The sequence below is a fragment of the Labilithrix luteola genome (assembly GCF_001263205.1).
In the GTDB taxonomy this organism is placed as follows: Bacteria; Myxococcota_A; Polyangia; order Polyangiales; family Polyangiaceae; genus Labilithrix; species Labilithrix luteola.
The window spans coordinates 2,692,848-2,718,016 of sequence record NZ_CP012333.1; the positions used below are offsets into that span (position 1 = coordinate 2,692,848).

The window sequence follows — 25,169 nt, forward strand, 5'->3', positions numbered from 1 at the left end:
GCCTACACCGCGCGCAAGGCTTCGCGGGAGATCACTTCGGCGAGCTTTTGCGCGAGCGCCGAGGTCAGCGGTGTTCGACTCGTGAGAAGCCGATACCAGAGTACGCCGAACGCGAGGTCGATGCAGAGCTCGACGTCGCACCGAGGCCGGAGCTCACCGCGTGACTTTGCACGATGGAAGAGCTCGCGCAGTGCCGCGCGACGCGGCTCGATGAGCTCATCCTGGAGCTGCTGCAGGAACGGCGGATCGAGCTGCGCCTCGGCCATCAGGCCACGGAGGATCGGCAGCACGGCAGGTTGGCTCCCCGTCAGCTCGAACGTCGCCGACAGGAATTGAACGAGGTCACGCCGAAGCGAGCCCGTGTCCGGGTTCGGAATCTTCTCCGTCGCCAACGCACGAAGGACTTCGAGCGTCATCGCTCCGCGCGACGGCCACCATCGATAGAGCGTCTGCTTGCCGACTCCGGCCTCGGCGGCAATCCCATCCATCGTGAGCGCGCCGTACCCACTCGCTTCGACGATGCCGAGTACGGCGGCGTGGATGGCCTGACGCGATTGTTCGCTGCGGGGTCGCCCGGGCCGAGTGGCTCGTTTGCCGGTTTCGCTCACGTCCTTCTGGGTAAAGCCAAGAGGGCGCCTTGACAAGACGAACCGTCTCGTTATGTTTCGAGACGAATCGTTCCGATATTAAGGAACACCAGGAGACATGGTCATGACGACGAAGACAGCTGCTTTGGGAAGCGTGCGTGGTTCGAAGGTTGCGGTCGTCGGAGGAACGTCGGGCATCGGCGAAGCGACGGCCGCCCTGTTCGCGGCGGAAGGCGCGGAGGTCGTCATCGGCGGGCGCGACGAGGCACGCGCGAAGGCCGCGGCCGCGCGCATCGGAAACGTGAAGAGCGCCGTCATCGACGGCACCGACGCCGCCAGCGCTCACCGCTTCTTCGAGACCATCGGCGAGATCGATCACCTCGTCCTCGCGCTCAGCGGCGGCAAGGGTGCCGGCCCCATCGCCACGCTCGCACTCGACGATCTGCGGAGTGGCTTCGAGGCCAAGCTCTTCGCTCACCTCACCACGCTGAAGGCGGCGCTGCCCCGCGTGCGCGCGTCGATCACCCTCGTGAGCGCCGTCTCGGCGAGGCTCGCTTACGCCGGAACGTCGGGCCTCGCGGCGATCAACGGCGCGATCGAAGCCATGGTGCGACCGCTCGCGAGCGAGCTCGCACCCCTGCGCGTGAACGCGGTTTCGCCCGGCGTCATCGACACGCCGTGGTGGGACGCGATGCCGAAAGATCAGAAGGACGGCTACTTCGCCCAGGCCGCCAAGGGCTTGCCGATGGCGCGCGTCGGCCGCCCCGAAGACGTCGCCCAGGCGATCGTCATGGTGGCGGCCAACGGCTTCATGACCGGCTCGGTCGTCGAAGTGGCGGGAGGCGCTCAGCTCGCAAGAAGCTGAACGCCGTTCGTGCTCTTCGATCACGAACAGCGCTTAGCCCGCTCTCGTGGGGACCTTCCGGTCCCCCTCGAAACCTTCCGGTTTCGAGCCTCCCCCCGAACGCCTTCGGCGCGTCATGCTTCGCACGACCTTGGGATGTCCTTCGCCCTACCTCTTTTGATTGCAGCAAATCGCGCTTGGTCTACGCGCGCGCGTCACGACTTGACGATGGCGTCCCAGTTGTCGGCGATCTCCTGGGCCGTCCACACACCGCTCGCCTCGTCCTTGAACTTGCCCGGGGTCTCGATGATCTTGAAGGCATAGAGGCGAGCGCCCGCGACCGCGAGAACGTGCCCCGTGCGGTCGCCACAGAGATCGCTGGCGAGGAAGAGCGCGGCGGGTGAGATGTGCTCGGGCGTCATGGTGTCGACGCCGTGGAACATCGGGAGATCTTCGGTCATGCGCGTCTTCGCGATCGGGGCGAGCGCGTTGACCGTGATGCGGTGTTTCTGGAGCTCGATCGACATGGTGCGCGTGAGGCCGTAGATGCCGGCCTTCGCGGCGGCGTAGTTCGCCTGCCCGAAGTTGCCCATCATGCCGCTCACGCTCGTCGTGTTGACGATGCGCGCGCCTTTGCGCTCGTTCGGATCGCCCGCCGAGTTCTGCGCGATCGCTTGCTTCACGAAGGCCTGAGAGACGAGGAAGGTCCCCTTCAAGTGGACGGCGATGACCGAGTCCCACATGGCCTCGTCCATCTTCGTGAACGACTTGTCGCGGAGGATGCCGGCGTTGTTGACCAGGATGTCGACGCGACCGAACGTGTCGACCGCCTTCTTGATCAGCGCGTCGGCGCCTTCGGCGGTTGCCACCGAATCGTGACTTGCCACGGCTTTGCCACCGGCTTGCGTGAGCTCACGCACGACGGCATCCGCCGCGCTCGTGTCACCTGCAGCCGAACCGTCACGCGCGCCCCCGACGTCGTTGACCACGACACTCGCGCCTTCTTTCGCGAAGAGAAGCGCATGCGCGCGGCCGATGCCGTTGCCGGCACCCGTGATGATCGCAACCTTTCCATCGAGTAGGCCCATAGGACTTCATCGCTAGGCAATTGTCGGCCCGCCCGCAAGCACTCTGCGCTAATCTCACACCTCGTGCGATGAAGGACCCGTTCAAGACCGGAAAGATTCCTGCGGTCCCGTTCGGCCCGCCCGGAGCGGGTGGCGCGGCCGGAGCAGGCGGGTCGTCGCCCTCGCCGTCGCCGTCGTCGCCTTCGCTGCCCGGGTCGCAAGAAGCGACGATGGCCTCCTCCAACGGCCCCACCTCGAGTCGCGGAGTTCCCCTCGCGCCGCCGTCGTCGACCGACAACTCCTGGCACAACGGCGAGCTCGCCGCCGAGCGCACGACCGATCCGGTCATCACGATCCCCAACGCCGGGACCAAAGACCGCGCAACGCTCACCATCTTGAGCGGCATCAACGCCGGCCAGGTCTTCGCACTCGACGGCACCGACCACATCCTCGGTCGAGGCACCGAAGCCGATCTGTGGATCGAAGACAGCGGTGTGAGCCGTCGCCACGCACGCATCACGTGCGCCGCCGACGGTCGCTACCACGTCGAAGATCTCGGCTCCACGAACGGTACATTCGTCGGCGATCGGCGCATCGAGCTGAGCGAGCTCGAAGCAGGTGATCGCCTTCAGCTCGGGCCGAACGTCATCATGCGTTTCGCCATCACCGACGACGCCGAAGAGCAGCTCCAGCGCCGTCTCTACGAGTCGTCCACGCGAGACGCCCTCACGCGCGTCTACAACCGGAAGTACTTCGGCGAACGGCTTACCGCCGAGGTCGCCTATTCGCGGCGCCATCGGGTCAAGCTCGCGGTTCTCCTGCTCGACCTCGACGACTTCAAACGCACGAACGACACCTACGGCCACCTCGCGGGCGACATGGTGCTCCGCCTCGTGAGCGCGCAGATGCAGCGGCTCATTCGCGTCGAAGACCTCCTGGCGCGCTACGGCGGCGAAGAGTTCGTCATCATCGCGCGATCGACCGGCAAGCTCGAGGCGGTGCAGCTCGCCGAGCGCATTAGGAACTCGATTAGCCAGCTCGAGATCCCCGTGAGCGACACGTCGATCAAGGTGACGATCAGCGTCGGCGTCGCTGCCTTGCCGGACGTGGCGCCGAACGGTGGTCCCCAAGAGCTCATCGCCCTCGCCGACGCGCGCCTTTACCGTGCCAAGAACGATGGCAAGAACCGCGTCTGCGCCGACGAACCGCTTAATCCCTGAAGTACCCGAACCGATACCGGCGAGACACGCGAGACACGAAAAGGCGCACCCAAGGCGCACCCAAGACTGGCGAGTCGACCTGCGGCGCTCAGGCGAGCGACATCATGAACGTCTTGACGAGCCTTGACGCGACCTTACGCACTTGATAGCTCGCTGAATCGCGATTCACTTTTTCCCAGGAGGACTCCGATGGCCGTGGACATCAAGAAGTTGTTCAACGAAGAGCTCCCCGCAGCGCTCCAGAAGAACGCCGAGGACGCGAAGACCATCGGCGCCAAGTACCAGATGAACATCACCGGAGAAGGTGAGTGGTTCATCGACGTGTCGTCGACGGGTCCCGTCTGCAAGGCAGGCTCGGAGCCGGCGGACTGCACGATCACGATCGCGGCCGAGGACTTCCAGAAGCTCGTCGAGAACCCCCAGGCGAACGGCATGCAGCTGTTCTTCGCGGGCAAGCTCAAGGTCGCGGGCAACCAGATGCTCGCGATGAAGCTCCAGAAGCTCTTCTCGTACAAGTGAGGCGGGAGACGGGGGGGCGGGGCCGGTCGAGACCATGCAGCCTCTAAAGGGCATCAAGGTTCTCGATCTCTCGCGACTCCTGCCCGGCCCCCTCGCCTCGCTCGTCCTCGCGGACCTGGGCGCAGAGGTCGACAAGATCGAAGACACCAGCGGCGGCGATTACCTTCGGGTGATGCCGCCGCAGGTGCATGGGGGGCAGGCGGAGCCCACGTCGTCAGCCTTCCTCGCGCTGAACCGCAACAAGCGGAGCGCGATCATCGACCTGAAAAATCCCGCCGGGAAAGAGGCGCTGCTTCGACTCGTGCGACGCTACGACGTCGTTCTCGAGCAGTTCCGCCCCGGCGTTCTCGCGAAGCTCGGTCTCTCGCACGACACGCTGCGCGCCGAGAATCCGCGACTCGTCGTGTGCGCGCTCACCGGCTACGGCCAAGACGGGCCCCTCGCCCAGCGCGCCGGTCACGACCTCAACTACCTCGCGCGCGGCGGCGTGCTCGGCTTCCAAGGCCCGGCCGACGGGCCGCCCACCGTACCGGGCTTCCAGCTCGCCGACGTGAGCGGTGGTCTCTACGCGGTCATTGGGATCATGGGCGCATTGATGGAGCGCGCCCGAACGGGGCAAGGCAGCGTCGTCGACGTGGCGATGATCGAGACCGCCATGCCTTTCGCCATCGCCGGCTTCGGGATGCTCTTCGGGGGCCACACGACCGATCGCGGGAACGAGCCGCTCGGGGGTGGACTCGCGCCCTACGCCACGTACACCACGAAAGACGGGCGGGCGATGTCGCTTGCCTCGCTCGAGCCGAAGTTCTGGCTCACGTTCTGCGCTGGCGTCGGGATCGAAGCCGATATGTCCGATCTCGCGCCCGGTCCTCATCAGGCCGTCCTCAAAGAGAAGCTCCGCGGCATCTTCGCCGAGCGCACGCGCGACGAATGGGTGCAGTTTGCAAGCACCCGCGATTGCTGCCTCGAGCCCGTCCTCTCGCCGGAGGAAGCCCGGGCCGACGCGCATCTCGCCGCACGGAAGATGTTCTTCGACATGCCCTCGCCGTGGGGCACGATCGCCCAGATGCGGACGCCGCTGACGCCTGCGGATCGCGTCCACGCGCCACCGCCCCAACGCGGCGAGCACACCGATGCGATCTTGCGCGAAGCCGGTTACGACGACGCGGCGGTCGCCGCGCTGCGGGCAAGCGGCGCGATCAAGTAGCCGCACGCGCGCGCCTGGCGTGGGATTCGCAGCACGTCACGCATGCGTTGCGGCATTCGCACGTGTGGATGCGCTCTGGCGCTGACCATGGTCGCCGCGGCCTGCAGCTCGAGCGAGAACCAAGGAGGCACCGACGCGAGTACGTCGCCTCCCACCGGCCTCTCGCCCGGCGACCAGGCCCTCTACGACGAAGTGCAACCGGCCGCAGAGCTCGGTCGGAAGGCTTCGGACGACTTCGAAGGCTACGTGCACAACGGAGCGCTCGACCCCGTGGCCGCGCTCGAGGCGAACCTGCGTTCGAACGCTGACGTCGCGAACGTCGGGCTGCGAGAAACGAGCGGCACGTTGACCGCCACGCTTCGGTCGGGCGCTCGCGCGAACGTGTTCGTCGCCGGCAAGGAACGCGCGGAGTGGTCGCCCATGACGTCGTCGCTCGCCGCACGCATTTCGAGTCCGCTTCTCCCCGCGAGCGGCGGCTCCGTTCGGTGCACGGCCACGACCTATCCGCGGGTGACGAAGGCGTGCCTCGTCTCGGCGTTCACCGAATCGTTCGGGCAGCGCTTCGACACGATCCAAGCCTCGCTCGAGCGCGTCAGCTTCACGATCGAACGATTCGGACTGAAGACGGCGGACGACCTCGCGACGCTCCTCGCGGCTCTCGATGGCTGCGGCGTGCTCTACGTCTCGACGCAAGGCGCACTCATGACGGCCCTCGACGGCACGCTCGGCAGCCATCTCGTCACCGAGATCGAGTTCGGCGAAGGCACGCTCGCTCGAATCTCCGACGTGCTCGGACGCGATCGCGTTCGTGACCTCGTAGGCCTCGCCTCCCTCCGTGGAAAGACGTACTGGACCCTCGCACCGACGCTCTTCGCGAACGTTGCCTATCCGAACAGCGTGGTTTTCGTGGACGCTCCGAGCAGCGCCGGTGCCGTTGCTCCTTCGGACGATCCCGACGCCAGGTCGCTTCGAGACGTGTTCCGACAAGGCGGCGCGGGCGCGTTTTACGGTTGGGAGTCGACCGCGAACGGGGCGCTCTCGAATCCAACGGCCGATCAGTTGTTCCAGGCGCTCGTGCCGAAGAAGACGGACATCGACAAGGTGAGCTTGACCGTCACCCCCGTGAAGGTCGAGGTCCGACAACCGTACGTTCCGCACGCAACGGTGTCGCCGCCGAAAGCGGGCGTCGAGCTCGACTTGTCCATCACCGGCACGGACGGCTTTTCACGTCAGGATCGGCAGACGACCGACGCCACCGGCGCGGTGACCTTCGAGTCGGTCCCCGGCGCCGAGGAAGGCGTCATCGATACGCTCATCGTTACCGCGGGCGGTGCGAACGACACCGCCACGGCGCTCAAGATGGTCCAGGCGAGCCCGAGCCTCGTCGGCTACCGGCTGCCTTGGGGGAACGCGCAAAGCGACGTCGAGCACCTCGCCCTCGACGGGCGTGACCACGAGAACCTCGTGTGCGCGAGCAGTGAGACGAGGCAGGACGAGCTGGTCCTGAACTTCGGCGTTCAGATCTTGCGCAGCTCCTCGACGAACTCCCAATCCGCGATCAAACCCTTGCGGAGCAGGATCGAGAGGAGCGCGGCGACGACCGGCTCCCATTGAGGCTTTTCACCGAGCACTTCGGCAGCGTCAGCGCCTTGCGAGCTCGCGCGCAGCGCGCTGATGAAGTCCCGTGCGGTGAGCCCTTCTTGCGGGCCGAACGCCTCTTTGCGGCTCGCACGCGAAGGCAGGTTGATCGTGGTGCCGTCGAGGAGCGTGAGCGCCACCATCTTGCCCCCGCGCCGTCGCGCAGTGCCCTCGTCCGGCCTGCTCTCGCGTACCGCCGGACGGACCGGTGCATTCTCGGGAGGGGGCGCGGCAGCCGAAGGCGGGGTCGATCGTGTTGTCGGCGGCGCCGCATCGGCCATGTCGGGATCGGACGACGGCGGCTTGGGTGCGCGCGCAGGAAGCGGAGGCGGAGGTGACGAACGACGCGGAGCAGGCGGCGGTTGAGACGGCACACGGACCGCAGGTGTCGTCGTCGAAACGGGCGGTGCGACCTCGCGACGACCTTCGCGAATGCCTTCACGAACGGTCGTCGGTAGCACGTCGCCCGATAGCGGCATCTCGACCATCTGCGGCGTCGAAGGCTCGCCGTAGTAGACGCGAATCGCGCTGCGGATGTCCGACGCCGACGCGATCATGGGGCGCGCAGGAAGTGCGGCCTGCTTCGAGACCTCGGAGAGGGCACCTTCGTTCGTCGGATCATCCATCGCCACGTAGAGGGTCTCGCCCTGCCCCTTCACGTGGCGGACGAAGATGGGGATCAGGCAGTAACGCTCGGCGAGGTCACGGCTCACGCGGTTCAAGAGCTGCCGCGAGAAATCGATGTGATAGAGCGACACCCACGGCACGCTGAGCTGGAGGCTCAACGTCTGCGTGAGTTGCGCTTCGCTCAGCCAACCGCGCTCGATGAGGAGTTGCCCCATCTTCTTGCCGGGCTCGCGCGGTGACGCGAGGACCTCCGCGAGCTGTTCCTGAGTAATGACTTTGGCTTGGATGAGAAGCTCACCCAGGGGCACACGCCGCGGCATGACCTCGCCGCCCATCGGCGGCGCGCTCGGATCTCCGATCACAGGGGAATCGTAGCGGGACCGAGCGCGACGAGGCCAATCATCAACGGATTCTTCTCATTTCTGTCTGCGGCCGGGCTTGTTCGGAGGACGCGCCGAGCGGAGGCGCTCACGCATGAGCCAGTGCGTCATCGGCGGTCCCAGCGCCCACGCTGGCGAGGTCGCATCCCCGAATTCCTCGGAAGAATGGCCTGCCGTAGGGGTGTCGCCATTGACCTATGCAATAGGTCTTTCTGCGGGTTTTCGCCGTGATAGCCTGGCCGTTACCCTAGGGTCGTTGTGGGAATGCGGACTTGTCCTCAGTGCCAGAACCAGTGCGAGGAAACGCACAAGTTCTGCCCTTCGTGTGGCTTTCCCGTCGGGAAGGTTGCTACGACGCCTGATGATCCGCTCATCGGCCGAACCCTGCCGGGCGGCTACGTCATCCTCGATCTCGTGGGCATCGGCGGCATGGGCCGCGTGTACCGCGCCGAGCAGACGAATCTGGGGCGCACGGTCGCCGTCAAGATCATCCACCCGCATCTCGTGGGCGAGGAGAACGCCGCGGCTCGCTTCATCACGGAAGCGCGCGCCGCGAGCCGGCTGAACCACCCCAACTCGGTCGGCGTCATCGACTTCGGCAAGACCGAAGACGGGCAGCTCTATCTCGTCATGGAGTTCTTGCGCGGGAAGGACCTCGCGCGCGTCCAGTACGAGGAAGGCCCCCTCTCCTTCCGGCGCATCGTCAGCATTCTCCGCCAGGTGCTCGCCGCGCTCTCCGAAGCGCACCACCTCGGCATCATCCACCGCGATCTCAAGCCCGAGAACATCATCCTCGAGCAGGTTCGAACCGGCGGCGACTTCGTCAAGGTCGTCGACTTCGGCCTCGCGAAGATGAAGGTCGAGGCCACGACGCCGAGCATCACGAGCCCCGGCATCGTGTGCGGAACGCCCGAATACATGAGCCCCGAGCAGGGCCGCGGCGATCCGCTCGATGCGCGAAGCGACCTCTACGCGGTCGGCGTCATCTTCTATCAGCTCCTCACGGGCCGGCTCCCGTTCGAGGCCGAGAGCCCCACGCAAGTGGTGCTCATGCACATCACGGAGACGCCCACCGATCCGCGGACGGTCTCTCCGGAGCGCATGATCCCGTCGCTCCTCTCCGACGTGTGCCTCATGGCACTCGCGAAGGAGCCGAACCACCGCTTCGGCAACGCCGACGAGTTCGCCGAGGCTCTGGCCGACGCGCTCTCGACCATCGAGTCGACGGTCCCGCGCGCATTGCCCGGCGGCGGCGTGAAGTGCCCGTCGTGCGGCGCGTCGAACCCGTCGACCCAAAAGTTCTGCGGCGAGTGCGGTCACGCCATCCACACGCCGCCCGCGGTGCGAGCCGGTCAGCCGACGATGTCGCCGCCCGCGCCCAGCGTGCCGCCGCCGCCGAGCAATCTCGTTCCGATCGAGCCCGGCACGGGTCGACGCGAGATCGTCGTCGATCGCGACCGCGCGCAATTCCCCCTGGAATTCGTGGGCCGCGAGGAAGACATCGCCTGGCTCGACGATCGCCTCGAAGACGCCCGTAGCTCGCTCGTCGGTGCGCGCATCGTGGGCGACGTCGGCATGGGCAAGTCGCGCCTCCTCCGCGAGTTCCTCGAGAAGGTTCGCAACGGCGGTCACGAGGTCGTCGAGATCGGTCCCGATCCCGGCTGGGCAGAGGTTGGCTACGCGGCGGTGCGCAACGCCATCGTCACGCTCGCGGACCTTCCCACGAACGGCGGCACCACCAAGGACTGGTCCGCGGCGGGCGCCGAGGCTCGTCGTGGCTTGGCCGACATCTTCGAGCACGGAAGCCGTGGCGAGCTCTCGAGCGACGAGCTCCGTTTCGCCGTCGCCGAGGCACTTCGCTGGGCCATCGTGCGCGCGAGCGAACGCCTCAGCGCGAGCGGCAAGCGTGTCATCCTCGCCGTCGACGACCTCCACGCCATCGACGGCGCGAGCCGCACGGCCCTCGCCGACGCCGTCGGTGAGCCGCCGCTGGTTCCTTCGCTCCTCGTGGTGACTTATCCGCCTGGCCATGACCCGGGGTGGCCCGCCAGCACCGCGTCGGCGCGCGTGCTCATGGGCCTGGCGCCCGGGATGGTCTCGCGGCTCCTCGCCGGAACGAGCAAGCCGAGCTCCACGATCGGCGGTCGTGGCATCGCGCCGCTCTACGTCGACCAGCTGCTTCGCTTCTCGCGCGAACAAGGTGGCCGCGCGCCCACGCGCCTCGCCGACCTCATCGCGCTCCGCGTCGAACGCCTCCCGCCGGATGCGCGCCGCGTTCTCCAGGCCATCGCGGTCTACGGCGACAACGCCGACGACGGCATCATCGCGCGCCTCGTCACGGAGGGAACGAACCTCACGCCCGCGACCGACGTGCTCGAAGCGGCCGGCATGATTGAGCAGAGCGGCATGACCTTCCGCTGCGCGCATCCGCTGATCCGCGACGTCGTGCTCGCGACGATCCCCGCCGCGGTTCGTCGTAGCCTGCACGCCACCTGCGCTGAAATCGGCGAAGCCAACGGCATGCCGCTCGAGGCGCGCGCACTCCACGAATACAGCGCGCAGAACACGTTCCAAGCGCTCATCCTGCTCGAGCAGGTGGCGAGCCGCGCCGCCGCCCGAGGGGACCTCGGCGGGTCGATCTCGGCGCTCCGTCGTGGTCTCGACCTCGCGCGTCGTGAGCTTTTCCGCGGTGAGCTCGACGACCCGATGCGCGCGGTGCTCATCTTCGCTCGCAAGCTCGGCGAAGTGCTCACGGCCGCCGGAGCTTTCACCGACGCCGAAGGCGTGCTGCGCGAAGCCCTCGACATGGCAGGTCCGTCGGGCAGCGATCGCGCACGCGTGCTCGGTGCGCTCGCCCAGGTCTCGGCCATTCGCGACCGCAACGACGAGGCCCACCGGTTCCTGCTCGAGGCCCTCGAGCTGGCCTTTGCCTCCGGCGCACACGAGCTCCTGCACTCGCTCGAAGACCTGAAGAAGTCGATCGCCGTCTGAAGCGCGAGCGAGCGTGAGCGAGCGCGAAAAGGTGACAGCCCCGCCGCGCCGGGTTAGACGCGAAGAGGGATGAAGTTCCGCTACCGACGAGCATGGGCTTTCGCGGGCACGCTCGTCGGGCTCGTGGCGTGCGGAGGCGAAGAGCCTCCCCCGAAGGCTCCTGCGGCCCCGCCCGTCGCGAAGGATCCAGCGTGGATGGCCAAGGCTGCGTCCGCGTGCGTCAGGCTTGCATCCTGCACACAACTCGACGACGCGAAGCGCTTCCGCAGCCCCGGTGCGTGCGTCGACTGGTGGCTCGGTCGTGGAGGGCCGACGGCCCAGGATCCACTCCGCACGTGTCTCGCAGAGGCGAAGACGTGCGAGCAGGTCGAGGCGTGCCAGCGTGGCGGAGGCGATGCCCGCGTCGCTTCGTTCTGTGCGGAACGCAAAGGCGTCGTCACCGCGTGTGACGGCGATCGTCTCGTGAGCTGCGGCGACGAGGGCGAAGAAGCCAGCGTCATCGATTGCGCCGCTCTCGGCGCGAACTGTCGCGAGCAGCGAAGCGCCGGCGGCATCGCGATCCGTGGCTGTTTTTCCCTCCAGAAATGCCCTCTCGGCGCCCCCGAAGCGCGATGCGACGGCGCCGATGCGGTCATCTCGTGCCGCGACGGCGCCATCGAGCGAATCGCATGCAAACCCGGCACGAGTTGCCAGGAGCGCGCGACCGAAAACGGCGAGCAGACGGCCTCGTGCGAGCTTCCCGGCCGTCGCCGGTGCGAGATGCTCGGCGCGCGTCACTGCGAAGGTGATCGCCTGGTCGAGTGCGGAAGCCCCGAGGGTGGGCCGGGCCGGATCAAGGTCACGGACTGCGGAGCTTCCGGCCTGCGCTGCACCGGAATGGGTCTCCGCGCAGCCTGCACGGTTCCAACCGACATGGAGTGTGACAGGGAGATGACTGCGAAATGCGGCGACGCCGGAAAATCCGTCGTCTTTTGCGCCGCGGGCCGTTCCACCAAGGTTTCCTGCGCCGGCCTCGGCATGGGAGCCTGCAACCCGGTGGCCCGCGGAGCCGGCGCCGCCTGCAATCCCTGAGGGCCCCAACCTGGGGTATGCTGGGCCGCCCATGCCGAGCGAGCAGGCACCGCCGCCGGAGCCGACGTCGAACACTTCCCTTCGCACCCCTCCGGAGGTGCGCGTCCGGCGCATCCACCGCCGCGACCTGAACCGGACCTGGGAATTCCTCAAGCTCTGTTTCCGTGACGTCAACCGAGAGACCGTCGAGTACCAGCGCCCGCGGCTGAAGAAGCGATTCCTCGAGGTGTACGAGGAGGAGGGCGTCGAGCAGCTCCTCTTCGAGGCGACCATCGCCAAGAAGGTCATCATCGTCGGCTACGCCGAGTGCGCGTTCGAGATCGTCGGCACCGACAACTGGATGAACCAGCGGTACTTCTCGAACCGTGACATGCGCCCGCTCTACGTCGAGGAGCTCGCGGTGCATCCGGAGCTCCAGGGCCAGGGCATCGGCGCGTTCATCCTCGAGCAAATCGAGCACCTCGCGCGCGTCCGTGGATGCACGCACCTCGTCCTCGAGGTCGCCGAGAACAACGACAACGCGCTCAAGTTCTACCGCTCGCGCAACTTCTACAAGCTCGACGCGGCCATCTTCCTCGCGAAGAAGGTGCCGAGCGAAGCGGAGCTCTTGCCCCCTCGCCGCTTGAAGCGCCCACCGCCAGCTAAAGTCGTCGAAGCTTTGCGCGCCGAACCTGCGCCGCGAAGGAAAAAGGACTAGAGCCAGGTCGTGCGCCACATCTCGCGCTGGGACCTCGACAAGACGTACCTTCGGACCGAGTTCGACACGGTCCGTGACCTGGTGCGCACCGCGTTCGAGCGCGCCGACGAGAAGCGCACCAACCCGGGTGCCGCCACCCTGCTTCGCGAGATGTCGCGCACCGGCGTATCGATCCACATTCTCTCCGGCTCACCGGAGCAGATGCGACGGCGCCTCGAAGACAAGCTGCGCCTCGACGGCATCCGCTGGGACAGCTTCATTCTGAAGCCGAACTTGAAGAACGTGCTGCGTCTGCGCTTCCGCGCGATTCGCGATCAGCTCGGCTACAAACTGCCGGCGTTGGTCAGTGCGCGTACGATGGCCGGCGAAAGCGCCGTGGGCGTGCACGAAACGCTCTTCGGTGACGACGCCGAGGCTGACGCGTTCGTCTACTCGCTCTATGCCGACGTCGTCGCGGGGCGTGCTGGCCCCGACCTCGTGCGCGAGATCTGCCAGCGTGGTCGCGTCTACGATGACGTGATCGAAGGCGTCCTGACGTCGATCCATACGCTCAAGCACGAAGACGCGGTCGAGCGCGTGCTCATCCATCTCGAGCAGCAGACGCCCCCCGGCGACTTCTACGTCTACGGCCCGCGCGTGGTGCCGTTCTACAATTACCTGCAGGCTGCATTCGTCGTTTTCGAAGACGGCCGCCTCAACGCCGAAGGTGTGCTGCGCGTGGCGATCGAGCTCGTGACGCAGCACCGCTTCGACGGCGACGGGCTCGCTCGGAGTTACGCCGATCTCGTCAAGCGAGGCCATCTCGCTGGCACCAAGATTCCGGAGCTCACCTCCGCCCTCGAAGGGTGGCAACGAGATCCGACAGTGCCGGCGAAAGACGAGCTGCGCGCGATGGTGGAGCGACTACCTGCGTACGCGGCGCAAGCGCAGGAACGAGCGCCGGGCGATACGGCGTTCGACATGCCGGACTACCTCGCGCTCGTCAGCAAACACAACCGGCGACGTCACAAGAAGAAGTAGCCGTTCGAGCGGACATTCGCACGGGACTTGCACGAGCGCCCCGCATGGGTACGCGTCTTGTCATCGCCACCACCGAGGAGCTCCCGGAGGCTGAACCGCATCTCGTCGTCCACGACGGTGTTCCCTACTGCGTCGTCAAAATTGGCGGCGAAGTGAAGGCCTACGTCGCGGTGTGCCCGCACAAAGATCTCGCGATCGTCCCGCTCCGTCTCAAGCGGGGACGCATCTTGTGTCCTCACCACGGAGCGACGTTCGATCCCGGTACGGGCAAGGTGGTCGACGACGCGGGCAAGGACGTCCCGTGCGGTCTCTGCAAGGTGGACGTCGAGACCGATCATGACGGCCTCCTCTGCATCGAGGCCCGCAAGAGACATCGCAAGATGCTGAAGAAGAAGGAGCGGAAGCGGGTGGAGCAAGCCGCTTCCAAGGCGTAACTCCTTCTTCCTCCGCCACTGATTCAGTCGGGCCGCGCCTCGATCTTGCCCTCGCGAATGGCGCGAAGGAGCTCCTGATGATCGGCCTCGTTCTGACGTGCGTAGGCGACGCCGAAGTCCACCATGGCCTCGTCGATGCGCTCGGATTTACCGAGGTAGCCGGCGATCGAGGCTGCATCACCCGACTTCGTGTGCGCGCGCGCAAGCGCCCAACCGCACGCCCCTCCGTAGTACTTCATGCGGGTCGGATTGAACGCGTCGACGAGAGGCTTGATCTTCACGTCGCGCAGCTGCCGCACGTAGAAGTGGTGACCCTTCGGCCCGACACTCCAACCGAGGAAGAGGTCGCTCGCAGCCTGCATGAGGCGCTGGCCCTGCACCACGCGTTCGCCGTGATTGTCGAAGAGGCTCCTGCCGGCATACGGGGCGAGCACTGAGGCGCACGCTTCCTTGATCTGGAGGAAGAGCGGGTCGTCGTCCGCCGCCATCATCAGGACGATGCCGCAACGCGTGCCGACACTTCCGACACCGACCACCTTGATGGCGTAGTCCTGGACGTGGAAGCGATCGATCAGTTCGCGCCGATCGGGGCGCAACGTGTTCCGATAGGACTCGAACGAGTCGAGGAAGAACTGCTCGAACTCCGGCCTCTGCATCTCTTGGGGGTGAAAGATGAGCGGCGGAGAGTCCTTGATGACGCGCTCGCCGTTCAGGACCTCCGTGAGCTTGGGGATGGGGTCGGCGTGCAATCCCTTCTCCTCGGCGCGCTCGATCCGCTTGGCAATCCCCTCGCGCCTCTTGTTCGATGGGATGGAGTCGATGAGATCTTCGGCGTCGATGCTGAGGTACCACTGGTCGAGGGTCTTCAGCTCGGAGAAGGCGAGCATGTGCCGCCGATACGAGCGCGCCGTCATGAGCGCGGCCTCTCGTACGTCAGCGGCGTCGAAGCCGTTGTGCTGCGAGGCGATGACGACGCTCGTCACGAGGCGTTTCAGGTCCCATTCCCATGGCGCCGGAAGGGTCTCGTCGAAGTCGTTGATGTCGAAAACGATCCGTCGCTCGGGTGTGGCGAACCCGCCGAAGTTGACGAGGTGGCAGTCACCGCAGGCCTGCACGCGAATGCCCGTGCTCGGCGTGCCCCCGAGGTCCGCCGCCATGAGAGCCGCCCCTCCACGGTAGAACGCGAAGGGGCTCGACATCATTCGACCGTAGCGAATGGGCAAGAGCTCCTTCACGCGCCCGGCCGACGTCTCGACGAGCAAGTCCACCGGATCACGGCGCCCCACTGGTGCTTGCCAGCTCGCATGAGCCTTTCGAGGCACGCTCTCGCGCAGCTTCTTGCCCGCAGCGCGACGTTCCGCAGGCTCCTCTTCCGCCCTCCGCGCGTGAGAACGGTGAATGGGTTCGACGGGAATTGCCGACAGCGTCATGAGTCCCTCCGCGAAGATGTCCGAAACGGTCGGACTTGCTCGGAAGGTTCCTGCAGCATCTGGACCTAGCGATCCGATGCGCTCGCTGCGCGCGCTCGCGCTACGCGCTCAGACCCAGGCGTTGTTCAGGATCTCGCCGACGCCACCAGCGCCGGGAACGATGTATTGGTGCTCGTCGAGCCCGCGCTCTTCCTCCCAGTGCGTGCCGGGGACGGTGGAGAGAACCTTTGCCGGACTCAAGCCGCGGTCGAGGCGAAGCGCGTAGATGATCGCGTCAGGGTGCTCTTTGAGCACATTGCGAATGAACTCCGGCGTCACCATGAGGTGCATCGTGATGCATGACTTCGGTGTTCCCTCGAGCCGCGTTTTGTAGTGCGTGAGCGCGCTGTTGATCGACGAGCCCGTCGCGCCCATCGGATCGGGGACGAGAAGAATGCGTCCTTCCACGTCACGACCAATCTTCGCGTCGTGCCACGTCGCGCCGACGACGCGCCCTTCGGCGTCGGTTGCGCGCGACATGAAGAGGTGGTCCTGACGCACGCCGGCAGGATCGAGCACCTCGTTCAACAGATCGTAGACGACCTGCGAAGGCATGGTGCCCGCGCGAGCAATGCCCACCGTCACGCACTGCGCGTTGGGGTCGAGCGCGACGCCGCGATAGACGGCCTCGGGCGACTTGATCACCATGCGCGTGGGCACGGCGACGCGCTCGCGCGGGAACTCCTGCGCGAGCACGACCTGGGCGAGCTTCTGGTAGAGCGCGCGGACGAGCTGACCAACTGCCGGCTGGAGCGTCTCACGCGCACACAAACGCGCGAGCTGCGTCCAAGCAACCGGGTCGTCGATCAAGTGGACGTTCGGTCCGTACTTGTGCTCGATCTCGGGGGCTCGGTAACGGCTCTGCGCGTACGCAATCTCGACCATGAGCCATCGCTATAGCTCATGTCGTGCGGCACTACGACCGCCGATTCAGGCGCCGATATGCTGGTGCGCGACTGGCGCTCAGGTCCAGTGACCGGCCCGCAGCGCCGCTGCGTCGATCACCTTGACCTTGGGGCCGAGCGCTTCGCGGAAGCTGTCCTCGTCCTCGTCGTCCATGATCGCGTCGCCAAAGCCCTGCGCGATCTCCATCGCCGTCGCGATGATACGGAGGAACTGGGCGAAGCTCGACGCCGCAAGGGTCGGAACCCAGCGGTCCTGACCGCTCATCGCGGTGTAGACCGGGCAGTCGCCCTCCGGGTCCGGCTTGGAGACGTCGAGGAAGTAGGGATCGCCGAGGAGCGAGCTCTCCGCGATCACGACCCAGGACGACTTCCAGTCGGCGGGCGGGTTACCCCCACCTTCGGACGGAGCGGTCACCGCCGTCTGAGCCTTCTCGAGCTCAGCCATAGGCAGCAAGCGGACGCGCTCGACCGGGGTGACGGTTTCCACCTTCACCGGATCCGCGGAGACGAGAAAGCTTCTGTATCGGGAAGGGATCCGCAGCTTTTTGCGGAGCTCTTCGACGACCGCCTTGTCGGTCTTTCCGAACGTACACTCGATCTTCCGGCGCTGAAAAACCGCCTTCAGGTTCTCGACCGCATCTGCGAGATCACTGTCCACAGGAGCCCTCGTCCGTAACGACAAGCCATTCGACGACACGCACGACGCATGGAGTCAGCGCGTTGCGAAGGGTTCCTAACCTAGCACTGCTTACCTAGATTCGGATATCCCAAACCCAGTCATTTTAATACGATCGTCGGCCCTCTGGGGCGATGGCTTTGCGAGCGAAGGTATGGTCGCGCTTGCGCACCACCACGCTTGCGACGCTGCGTCGCCAGACGCGTTTGGGGGCGGGCGCCGCCAATGTCGCAATGCACCACAGCCCACAGCGCCAATCATGCTGCGATAGCTGAGGCATTTCAGACAGTTATCGACGACTAAAGTCGAACCAGCGCCCATGGAAGAGGCGTGCTTTCAGACGTGGTTGCGCTATGAGTGCGCGCCGCTCGATGCTCCTCACCATTTCTGCTGGAACCGACGCGTTCGTGGATGCTCTCGCCCGCGCAAGCCGGCGTGGAGAAGCTGACTTTTCGAAAGCGGAGCCTGTGGTCCGCGAGATCCTCGACCACGTCCGGCACGAGGGGGACGCCACCGTCCTCCATTACATCGAGAAGTTCGAGCGACGGGCGCCGCGGTCTCTCCTGCTGCGCGACTACGGAGGTGCGGAGGCGCTCGCTCGTCTTCCTGCCGAAGCACGCAACGCGCTCGAGTACGCCGCGGCTCGCATTCGACGTTTCCACGAGCACGAACGTCAGGCGATGTTCGGCGCGACGTTCCTGCTCGACGGAAAGACGTCGGTCCAGGGCTTCCACTACGAAGAAGGTGGCATCGGCCTCGGCCTGCGCGTGCGACCGCTTCGTCGCGTTGGCGTTTACGCGCCCGGCGGCAAGGCCCGCTATCCCTCGAGCGTTCTCATGAGCGCGATTCCCGCGCAGGTCGCGGGCGTCGACGAAATCGTTCTCGCCACGCCCCTCGCCGGTGACGCGACGGACGACGCCGTGCTTGCCGCCGCGCACCTCGCGGGCGTGACCGCCATCCTCGATGCCGGCGGTGCGCAGGCCATTGCGGCACTCGCCTACGGAACCAAGACCGTCGCGCAAGTCGACAAGATCGTCGGCCCGGGCAACGCCTACGTCGCGTGCGCCAAGCGCCTCGTCTACGGCGCCGTCTCCATCGACTCCATCGCAGGCCCCAGCGAGATTCTCGTCGTAGCGGACGAAACCGCTGACCCTGCTGTCGTCGCAGCCGATCTCCTCTCGCAGGCCGAGCACGACGAAGACGCGTACTGCTTCCTCGTCACCAATCGCGCAGACCTGCTCGAAGCCGTGCAGCGTGAGCTCGCCACGCAGCTCGAAAGCCTTCCTCGCGCGGCGATTGCGCGCGAAGCACTGAAGCACCACGGGCAGGCGTTCCTCGTCGCCGACCGCAAGGCGATGGCCGAGACCGCCGACATGATCGCGGCAGAACACCTCAGTCTCCAAGTCGACGCGCCGGAGACCCTCTTGGTGTCGATCCGAAACGCGGGTGCAGCCTTCGTGGGTCGCTTGACGCCAGAGGCGGCCGGAGACTATGTGGCCGGCCCCTCACACGTGCTTCCTACGGGAGGGGTGGTTCGATTCGGTTCTCCGCTGGGGGTGCACGACTTCGTCGCGCGTACTTCCCTCATTCGCTACTCGGCGGATGCACTGCGGGGAGAGGAGCGGACGATCTGTGCTTTGGCCCGACTCGAAGGGCTCGAAGCGCATGCTCGGGCGGTCAGTGTCCGTTGCGTTGTGCCGCGTTCGGGTGCTGACAAGCCCCCCGCGCGAGACTGAGTGAGTGTCCTAACGGGGGGGAGTCGAATTCGTAAAAAGTAGCCGACATCCATCGATTTTGATGTCGGAGCGACATTTGCATTTGGCGCCGTCGCGTTGGCGGGGCGTGACTGAGACGTCGAGTTTCGAGACGTCGTGGCAGAGACGTCGGATTCGAGACGTCTGAAGGAGGTCGGGATGCATTCGAAGTGGTTGGGAAGGATCGGCCTAGCAGCCCTCGTGTTGGGGGTGACGGGCAGTTCCGGGGCAATGGTCGGGTGCGCCTCCGAGCGCGATCCGATCAACCGCGTTCAGTTGAACGCGATTCCGAAAAACTTCCTCGTCGGCGAGAAATTCGACGACCCCTCGGACGATCCCGAGTTCTACGCCCGCACGATGGTCATCGACGTGCCGTACGGCGAGTCGGGATCCGACTTCTTGATGTTCACGAACACCATCAACTCGGTGTCGAAGATCAAGTGGTCGTTCGAGGGTGAAAACGGCGAAAGCCTCGTTGGTCGCATCAGCTTCGAGCGCATCGACGGCACCGACGGCAAGGGCCTCACGCCCAAGAACGCGGACCGCGACCCGAGCAAGCCGCTCGCGCAGAACGACGGCGTGCTCGTCTACCAGTTCCGCGTCAAGAGCCACTTCGACATCCGCCGCTCCTACAACCCGGCGACGGGTGAAGAGCAGAACGTCGTCGAGGAGAACACCACGGATCGCCCGTGGAACCAGCGCGAGTACGTTCGCGTCGACTTCTCCGAGAACCTCGTTCACACGGCGTACGACTTCGACACGCTGTCGCTGCTCGGTCTCTACAACGCGATTCAGTACACGTCGTCTCCGATCTTCGTGGAGAACCCGAACGACGAGAACGCGCCCGTGATCGAGACGGACAAGGGTTACTTCGACGTCACGAACAAGGTGTTCGCGGCTCCGAAGGACGTCGACCTCGGTGGCTTCTCGATGCCGGGCTGCATGCTCCCGAACATCGTTCGGGGCGGCACCGCTCCCACGGGGAACTGCAACCCGAACGAGCTCACCCTCCGTCACTCGTTCCGCAAGGTCGTCGACAAGGACTACGAGCCGGTCAACTGGGACGGCCAGCGCTTCGAGACGTACGGCGCCTTCCTCACGGAGCGCCAAGGCTACGCGCGTGATTACGGTCTGACCGACACGCAGTGGAAGCGCTACATCTCCCGCTACAACATCTGGGAGCGCAGCCACTGGTACAAGAACCCGGAGACCATGCAGGGCGAGCTGAAGTGCGTCGTCGACGACGACTGCGCGGAGCTCCCGGGAATGGTTTCGGGCATGTCGCACTGCGACGTGGTCAACAACAAGTGCACGCTCCCGTACCGTGACCGCAAGACGGCCCCGATCGTGTGGCACTACTCGGACAAGAGCCCCGAGCTCTACTACGAGGCCACCCGCGAAGCCGCCGAGGAATGGGACGCCGCGATGCGCGTCGCCGTGGTCTCGGCGAAGTACGCCGAGTGCAAGCGCTTCTCGCCGGACGCGAACTGTGGTGACGACAAGGTCATCCACGGCAACTGGTCGGAAGAAGAAGACGCCGTCTACCTCGTGAAGGAAATCAACGCGTGCAAGCGCGGTGAGATCAAGGGCACGGCGCCCGCGCAGTGCGATGCCCTCGCCAAGGAAATCGGCGAGCGCCGTGGTTACACGCCGGCCGTCATCGCGGTCGCGCAGGCCCCGCAGATGGTCATCCTCTGCCACGGCCCCGTGTCCGACAAGGATCCGGAAGTGTGCGGCAAGCCCGGCACCGTCGCGCGCCTGGGCGACCTCCGCTTCAACCTCGTCACGAACGTCGAGAAGCCCGAGACCAACTCGCCGTGGGGCATCATGTCCGACGGCAACGACCCGGTCACGGGCGAGAAGGTTGCCTCGAGCATCAACGTCTGGACGCACGTGAACGACCTGTTCTCGCGCGGCCTCGTCGACACGCTCCGCTACATCGGTGGCGAGCTCCAGACCTCGGACATCACCGAGGGCAAGTACATCGAGAAGTGGGTCGAAGCGGCGCGCCAGACGAAGGGCGGCCTCCCGGCTCGTATCTCGACGGACGAGCGCGACAAGCGCATCGCCGCTGTCGCGGGCACCACGGTCGACGCGCTCCACGCGGCCGAGAACGTGGTCACGCCGGGCAAGTACAAGGCCACGAAGAACCTCCAGATCAACGGCGACAAATCGAAGCTCCGCGAGGCCCTCATCGCGAACCTCCAGAAGGTCGCCCAGACGAAGGCCGCGTGGGACGCCCCGTCGGTCAACGCGCCCATCTACCAGGCGCGCGCAAACCTCGTGAAGGGCTCGCCCCTCGAGGCTCAGGCGATCACGCCCGCCTTCCAGCAGCTCGCCCAGTCGAGCTACGGCGGCGTCAAGCTCGACCCGGCCCAGGTTACGGCGGCGACGTCGATCTTCCAGGGCCTCAACCCGCAGATCCGCCGCGCGTACGAACAGCGCCTCGAGAACGCTCTCGCCGCCCGCGGCGCGTGCGTCATGCAGTACGAAGCCACCGCGCCCCTCGGCTACATCGACCTCAAGAACGTCCTCGAAGCGAAGTTCGGCGCGTTCAACGCGGGCGATTCGGCCGAAGTCCAGAACGCTCGCGCGGACAAGATGAAGGACTACCTCCGCCGCCGCGCGCAGTATGCGGTCATCTCGCACGAGATGGGTCACTCCTTCGCGCTCCGCCACAACTTCGTCGGCTCGTCGGACCCGTGGAACTACCGCCCGCAGTACTGGCAGCTCCGCACGAACGACAAGGCCCTTTCGGACAAGTTCTGCAACGACTCCACGCAGGACGGCGCGTCGTGCGTCGGTCCGCGCTGGCAGGACCCCGTCACCGACAACGAGGCTCGCAACATGATCCACATGTGGTCGCACTCGACCACGATGGATTACGCGGGTGAGCCTTCGCAGGACCTCCTCGGTCTCGGCGTCTACGACTTCGGCGCGGCCCGTATGTTCTACGGCGACGTCGCCACGGTCTACAAGGACGCGCGCTTCAACCCCACGATTGGCGCCGGCAAGATCGCGCTCAACCACCAGAACGACTTCGGCGGCCTCCTCGGCTTCCGTTTCGGATCGAGCTTCTCGCAGACGTTCCACTATTCGCAGCTCGACGCGAAGGCGAGCCTCATCGAGGGTTGCACGCCCGTCGACGTCGACGCCTTCAAGCCCCTCAACTGGAACGCCGACAAGGACGGCGATTGGCACAACGTCCTCGACGGTCACATCGTGACCAACGAGCAGGGCGTTGCCACCAAGTGCACCCAGCCCTCCGTCGACTTCGTCCAGTGGGACGAGCTCCAGAGCACGGCGGATAAGACCCACGCGTTCTCGGTCGACAACGAGGGCACGAAGCACACGCGCGTTCCGCACGCCTTCGCGAGCGACGACTGGGCGGACCTCGGCAACGTCGCCGTCTTCCGTCACGACGCCGGCGCCGACCTCTTCGAGACGATGCACTTCTGGATCGCTCAGCAGGAGATGAACCACATCTTCACGAGCTACCGTCGTGGTCGTCGCGACTTCAGCGTCTGGGGCGCGTTCAATCGCACGCTCAGCCGCTACCACGAGAAGATGCGCGACTCGGCGAAGGCCATCGGCCTCTACGTCACCCTCGCGCGTGACACGGTCGCGGCGTACGGCGCCGGCGACACCACCGACCCGCAGGGTTTCGTTGCCGAGATCCTCAAGGAGGTCGCGGTCGACAGCACGGTCGCGAGCTCGATCGCGTTCGACCACTTCACGCACGTCTTCTCGCGTCCCCAGCCCGGCGCGCACGGCCCGCTCGGTTCGGATCCCGTGCTCCGCTGGCAGGACGACAGGGGCGGCGCAGGCGGTTTCGCGCAGGGCGGCAACCCCGTCCTCTCGATCGCCAACGGCGTCACCGGCGGCTTCGGCACCATCTCGCTCGCCGGGCGCCCGATCGAGAACGCCCTCGCCACCGACAAGGGCCGCGACAACAACCGCGACTACACGCTGAACGTCGGCTCGTATTACGAGAAGGCCTTCACGGCGATGCTCTTCGCGGAGAGCGCGGACAACTTCATCAGCTCGAGCCGTGACGACTTCGTCGACCCGCGTTTCCGCGCGGTCTCGCTCGCGGACGTCTTCCCCGACGGCTTCCGTCGCTGGTTCGCGAACAACCTGACGAACGACGACCAGATCAAGGGCGTCTACGTCCGCGGCAAGGGCACCCCCACGGGTCCCTCGGCTCCCGATACCGACGACAAGGGCTACGCGCTCGTCGGTCAGACGTCCTGGTGGCCCACCGCGGGTATCGAGACGTGCTTCCCGCAGGGCGCGATGCTCTCGTGCCGCGATCCCTTCGCGAACACGGGCCTCACGAACACCGGCGTCGGCGCGGTCATCGACCCGCAGGTCGGGTGGGAGCAGCAGAAGTTCGCGATCCTCTTCACGCTCCTCTACCTCCCGGAGAACCAGCGCACGAACTGGCTCGACCAGATGCGCATCTACGAGCTCGGCATCGAGTCGGATCCGGGCTTCGACAACCGCATCGAGTTCCACGATCCGGACGGCAAGATCTACGTCGCCAAGACGTTCGGCACGGAGACGCTGTTTGGAAAGACCGTCCAGAAGGGCATCGCCGCTCGTACCCTCGAGTACGCGAACGAGCTTCTCCAGAAGGGCGTCGTGACGGCCGAAGTGAAGCGCGGCGACGTCGTCGTCGGCTACGCGCCGGTCCTCGATGCGAAGGGCGAAGTTCAGTACCTCACGAACGGCGTCAAGGCTGCGTCGTGCGCGAACAGCGCCGAGTGCACCAAGATGAAGTCGTACGTGTCCGTCCCGAACTTCCTCCGCGAAGCTCAGGCGTACTTCGGCTTCACCCGCATCGGCGGCCTCAAGGGCGTCTACTGATAGACGCCGCGGACGGCTGAACCGTCCACTCACGGGCGCCTCGGCTCTTCGGAGTCGGGGCGCTGGTGTTTTGTGCCCCGTCGCTTGACGCAGGCCGCGAAGCGAGGCCCTATCTCCGCCGTGATGAACCTACGCACTCGCTCGCTGCCGGTCCTTCTCCTCGCCCTCGTCGCCTGCGGTGGCGCGGCTCCTGAGCCCGCATCGCCGGAGAATGCGTCGGCCAAGGAAGCCAAGGCCGCCCCGGCGACGACCGAGCCCGCGAAGCCGGCCGAGCCCGCAAAGCCGACGCCCGCGGAGACGCCCGAGCTCAAGCCTTCCCCGCCGACCGTCCACGTCGTCTCGAACGGCACGGCACCGCGTAAGCAGCTCCGCTACGTCTTCAAGGCGGGCGCGAACGAGCTGCTCGAGATGAATCTCAAGATGAGCCTCGGCATGGGCATGGGCGGCGACCGCATGGGTCGCGAGATCAAGATGCCGACGGCTCGCATGGTCATGAAGATCGAGATCGCCGAAGTCCTCCCGGACGGAAACGCGAAGCTCGGTGCGAAGGCCGAACGCATCGAGCTGCTGCGAGACGTGCCGCTCGACGAGGGCCCGCGCACCCAGCTCGAGCAGTCGCTCGCGAGCCTCGTCGGCATGAAGGCCCACGCCACCGTCTCGACCCGCGGCGTGACGTCGGACATGGAGTTCGAGCTCCCGCCGAACGCCGACGAGAAGGCGAAGGCCAATCTCGAGTCGATGCGCGACACGCTTCGCGAACTCTACGTTCCCCTCCCCGAAGAGGAGGTCGGCGCGAACGCCAAGTGGGACGTCGACGCGCGCATGCCGATCAGCGGCGCGATGGTCGACGTGAAGCGCACCTACTCCGTCAAGGAGCTCAAGGCCGACGCGGTGAAGACCGACATCACCGTCGCGATGTCCGCCCCGGCGAAGCAGCCGATGCGCTCGATCCCGCTGCCGCCAGGCATGACGGCGCTGCTCGATTCGTTGAAGGGCGAAGGTACCGGCAAGGCCACCACGCCGTTCGCACGCCTCGTCGGCGAGAGCAACATGCAGGTCACGCTGGACATGGCCATCGATGCCGGCAACGAGACCGACCGTCAGAAGCTCGTCATGCACAACGTGACCGAGGTGACCATCAAGCCGAGCAAGGCCGCGCCGGCGAACAACGCGGCGAAGCCGAAGACGAAGTAG

General features: G+C 66.1%; 19 protein-coding genes. 13 read left to right on the forward strand and 6 right to left on the reverse strand.

Going from position 1 to position 25,169, the window contains the following annotated elements:
• Positions 1-2: 2 nt before the first annotated feature.
• Entirely contained in the window at positions 3-608 is a 606-nt protein-coding gene (locus AKJ09_RS12285) for a TetR/AcrR family transcriptional regulator (protein WP_146647381.1), read from the reverse strand.
• Positions 609-705: 97 nt separating this feature from the next.
• On the opposite strand from AKJ09_RS12285, the gene AKJ09_RS12290 reads away from it, so the two are divergent.
• The gene (locus tag AKJ09_RS12290) at positions 706-1,452 is read left to right on the forward strand and encodes an SDR family oxidoreductase (protein WP_420814253.1); all 747 of its coding nucleotides are present in this window, start codon (positions 706-708) and stop codon (positions 1,450-1,452) included.
• A gap of 194 nt (positions 1,453-1,646) precedes the next feature.
• On the opposite strand, the gene AKJ09_RS12295 is transcribed toward AKJ09_RS12290, so the two are convergent.
• Positions 1,647-2,519, reverse strand: coding sequence for an SDR family NAD(P)-dependent oxidoreductase (locus AKJ09_RS12295; RefSeq protein WP_146647383.1), 873 nt, complete (start codon positions 2,517-2,519; stop codon positions 1,647-1,649).
• A gap of 68 nt (positions 2,520-2,587) precedes the next feature.
• Between AKJ09_RS12295 and AKJ09_RS12300 the strand changes: the two genes are divergently transcribed.
• From AKJ09_RS12300 to AKJ09_RS12315, 4 genes are all read left to right on the forward strand, one after another.
• Positions 2,588-3,718, forward strand: coding sequence for a GGDEF domain-containing protein (locus tag AKJ09_RS12300; protein ID WP_146647384.1), 1,131 nt, complete (start codon positions 2,588-2,590; stop codon positions 3,716-3,718).
• A gap of 189 nt (positions 3,719-3,907) precedes the next feature.
• On the forward strand, positions 3,908-4,237 hold the full coding sequence (locus AKJ09_RS12305; protein ID WP_146647385.1) for an SCP2 sterol-binding domain-containing protein: 330 nt from the start codon (positions 3,908-3,910) through the stop codon (positions 4,235-4,237).
• A gap of 34 nt (positions 4,238-4,271) precedes the next feature.
• Positions 4,272-5,444 carry a CaiB/BaiF CoA transferase family protein gene (locus tag AKJ09_RS12310; protein ID WP_146647386.1) on the forward strand — a complete coding sequence of 391 codons (1,173 nt, stop codon included), beginning with the start codon at positions 4,272-4,274 and terminating at the stop codon, positions 5,442-5,444.
• A gap of 42 nt (positions 5,445-5,486) precedes the next feature.
• Complete coding sequence (locus tag AKJ09_RS12315) at positions 5,487-7,058, forward strand: hypothetical protein (protein WP_146647387.1); 1,572 nt, start codon at positions 5,487-5,489, stop codon at positions 7,056-7,058.
• Here AKJ09_RS12315 and AKJ09_RS12320 read toward each other — a convergent pair.
• The gene (locus AKJ09_RS12320) at positions 6,962-8,071 is read right to left on the reverse strand and encodes a cyclic di-GMP-binding domain-containing protein, MshE-related (RefSeq protein WP_240488456.1); all 1,110 of its coding nucleotides are present in this window, start codon (positions 8,069-8,071) and stop codon (positions 6,962-6,964) included. The two genes, AKJ09_RS12315 and AKJ09_RS12320, sit on opposite strands and share 97 nt — an antisense overlap.
• 282 nt (positions 8,072-8,353) lie before the next feature.
• Between AKJ09_RS12320 and AKJ09_RS12325 the strand changes: the two genes are divergently transcribed.
• The 5 genes from AKJ09_RS12325 to AKJ09_RS12345 all read left to right on the forward strand — a co-directional run bounded on the left by AKJ09_RS12325 (position 8,354) and on the right by AKJ09_RS12345 (position 14,302).
• Positions 8,354-11,080: a serine/threonine-protein kinase gene (locus tag AKJ09_RS12325; protein ID WP_146647388.1), complete on the forward strand. Its 2,727-nt coding sequence runs from the start codon at positions 8,354-8,356 to the stop codon at positions 11,078-11,080.
• A 69-nt stretch (positions 11,081-11,149) separates the two neighbouring features.
• Positions 11,150-12,151, forward strand: coding sequence for a hypothetical protein (locus tag AKJ09_RS12330; protein WP_146647389.1), 1,002 nt, complete (start codon positions 11,150-11,152; stop codon positions 12,149-12,151).
• A 31-nt stretch (positions 12,152-12,182) separates the two neighbouring features.
• Positions 12,183-12,848, forward strand: coding sequence for a GNAT family N-acetyltransferase (locus AKJ09_RS12335; protein WP_146647390.1), 666 nt, complete (start codon positions 12,183-12,185; stop codon positions 12,846-12,848).
• A 9-nt stretch (positions 12,849-12,857) separates the two neighbouring features.
• Positions 12,858-13,868 carry a hypothetical protein gene (locus tag AKJ09_RS12340; protein ID WP_146647391.1) on the forward strand — a complete coding sequence of 337 codons (1,011 nt, stop codon included), beginning with the start codon at positions 12,858-12,860 and terminating at the stop codon, positions 13,866-13,868.
• Positions 13,869-13,912: 44 nt separating this feature from the next.
• Complete coding sequence (locus AKJ09_RS12345; RefSeq protein ID WP_146647392.1) at positions 13,913-14,302, forward strand: Rieske (2Fe-2S) protein; 390 nt, start codon at positions 13,913-13,915, stop codon at positions 14,300-14,302.
• 23 nt (positions 14,303-14,325) lie between these two features.
• Here AKJ09_RS12345 and AKJ09_RS12350 read toward each other — a convergent pair whose 3' ends face one another.
• The 3 genes from AKJ09_RS12350 to AKJ09_RS12360 all read right to left on the reverse strand — a co-directional run bounded on the left by AKJ09_RS12350 (position 14,326) and on the right by AKJ09_RS12360 (position 17,334).
• Entirely contained in the window at positions 14,326-15,732 is a 1,407-nt protein-coding gene (locus AKJ09_RS12350) for a DUF2252 domain-containing protein (protein WP_146647393.1), read from the reverse strand.
• A gap of 108 nt (positions 15,733-15,840) precedes the next feature.
• Entirely contained in the window at positions 15,841-16,656 is an 816-nt protein-coding gene (locus AKJ09_RS12355) for a uracil phosphoribosyltransferase (protein ID WP_146647394.1), read from the reverse strand.
• 78 nt (positions 16,657-16,734) lie between these two features.
• A complete protein-coding gene (locus AKJ09_RS12360) occupies positions 16,735-17,334 on the reverse strand; it encodes an SMI1/KNR4 family protein (RefSeq protein ID WP_240488457.1) in 600 nt (199 codons plus the stop codon).
• A gap of 371 nt (positions 17,335-17,705) precedes the next feature.
• Between AKJ09_RS12360 and hisD the strand changes: the two genes are divergently transcribed.
• From hisD to AKJ09_RS12375, 3 genes are all read left to right on the forward strand, one after another.
• The gene (gene hisD, locus AKJ09_RS12365; RefSeq protein ID WP_240488458.1) at positions 17,706-19,088 is read left to right on the forward strand and encodes a histidinol dehydrogenase; all 1,383 of its coding nucleotides are present in this window, start codon (positions 17,706-17,708) and stop codon (positions 19,086-19,088) included.
• Between the two features lie 177 nt (positions 19,089-19,265).
• The gene (locus AKJ09_RS52885; protein ID WP_169927478.1) at positions 19,266-23,975 is read left to right on the forward strand and encodes a zinc metalloprotease; all 4,710 of its coding nucleotides are present in this window, start codon (positions 19,266-19,268) and stop codon (positions 23,973-23,975) included.
• 123 nt (positions 23,976-24,098) lie between these two features.
• Positions 24,099-25,169, forward strand: a complete 1,071-nt coding sequence (locus tag AKJ09_RS12375) for a hypothetical protein (RefSeq protein WP_146647396.1) — start codon at positions 24,099-24,101, stop codon at positions 25,167-25,169.

Bases quoted from the DNA above. Each gene is read 5' to 3' on its own strand.
- AKJ09_RS12290 (WP_420814253.1), top strand. From the start codon at position 706: ATGGTCATGACGACGAAGACAGCTGCTTTGGGAAGCGTGCGTGGTTCG.
- AKJ09_RS12295 (WP_146647383.1), bottom strand. From the start codon at position 2,519: ATGGGCCTACTCGATGGAAAGGTTGCGATCATCACGGGTGCCGGCAAC.
- AKJ09_RS12300 (WP_146647384.1), top strand. From the start codon at position 2,588: ATGAAGGACCCGTTCAAGACCGGAAAGATTCCTGCGGTCCCGTTCGGC.
- AKJ09_RS12305 (WP_146647385.1), top strand. From the start codon at position 3,908: ATGGCCGTGGACATCAAGAAGTTGTTCAACGAAGAGCTCCCCGCAGCG.
- AKJ09_RS12310 (WP_146647386.1), top strand. From the start codon at position 4,272: ATGCAGCCTCTAAAGGGCATCAAGGTTCTCGATCTCTCGCGACTCCTG.
- AKJ09_RS12315 (WP_146647387.1), top strand. From the start codon at position 5,487: ATGCGTTGCGGCATTCGCACGTGTGGATGCGCTCTGGCGCTGACCATG.
- AKJ09_RS12325 (WP_146647388.1), top strand. From the start codon at position 8,354: ATGCGGACTTGTCCTCAGTGCCAGAACCAGTGCGAGGAAACGCACAAG.
- AKJ09_RS12330 (WP_146647389.1), top strand. From the start codon at position 11,150: ATGAAGTTCCGCTACCGACGAGCATGGGCTTTCGCGGGCACGCTCGTC.
- AKJ09_RS12335 (WP_146647390.1), top strand. From the start codon at position 12,183: ATGCCGAGCGAGCAGGCACCGCCGCCGGAGCCGACGTCGAACACTTCC.
- AKJ09_RS12345 (WP_146647392.1), top strand. From the start codon at position 13,913: ATGGGTACGCGTCTTGTCATCGCCACCACCGAGGAGCTCCCGGAGGCT.
- AKJ09_RS12350 (WP_146647393.1), bottom strand. From the start codon at position 15,732: ATGACGCTGTCGGCAATTCCCGTCGAACCCATTCACCGTTCTCACGCG.
- AKJ09_RS12355 (WP_146647394.1), bottom strand. From the start codon at position 16,656: ATGGTCGAGATTGCGTACGCGCAGAGCCGTTACCGAGCCCCCGAGATC.
- hisD (WP_240488458.1), top strand. From the start codon at position 17,706: ATGAGTGCGCGCCGCTCGATGCTCCTCACCATTTCTGCTGGAACCGAC.
- AKJ09_RS52885 (WP_169927478.1), top strand. From the start codon at position 19,266: ATGCATTCGAAGTGGTTGGGAAGGATCGGCCTAGCAGCCCTCGTGTTG.
- AKJ09_RS12375 (WP_146647396.1), top strand. From the start codon at position 24,099: ATGAACCTACGCACTCGCTCGCTGCCGGTCCTTCTCCTCGCCCTCGTC.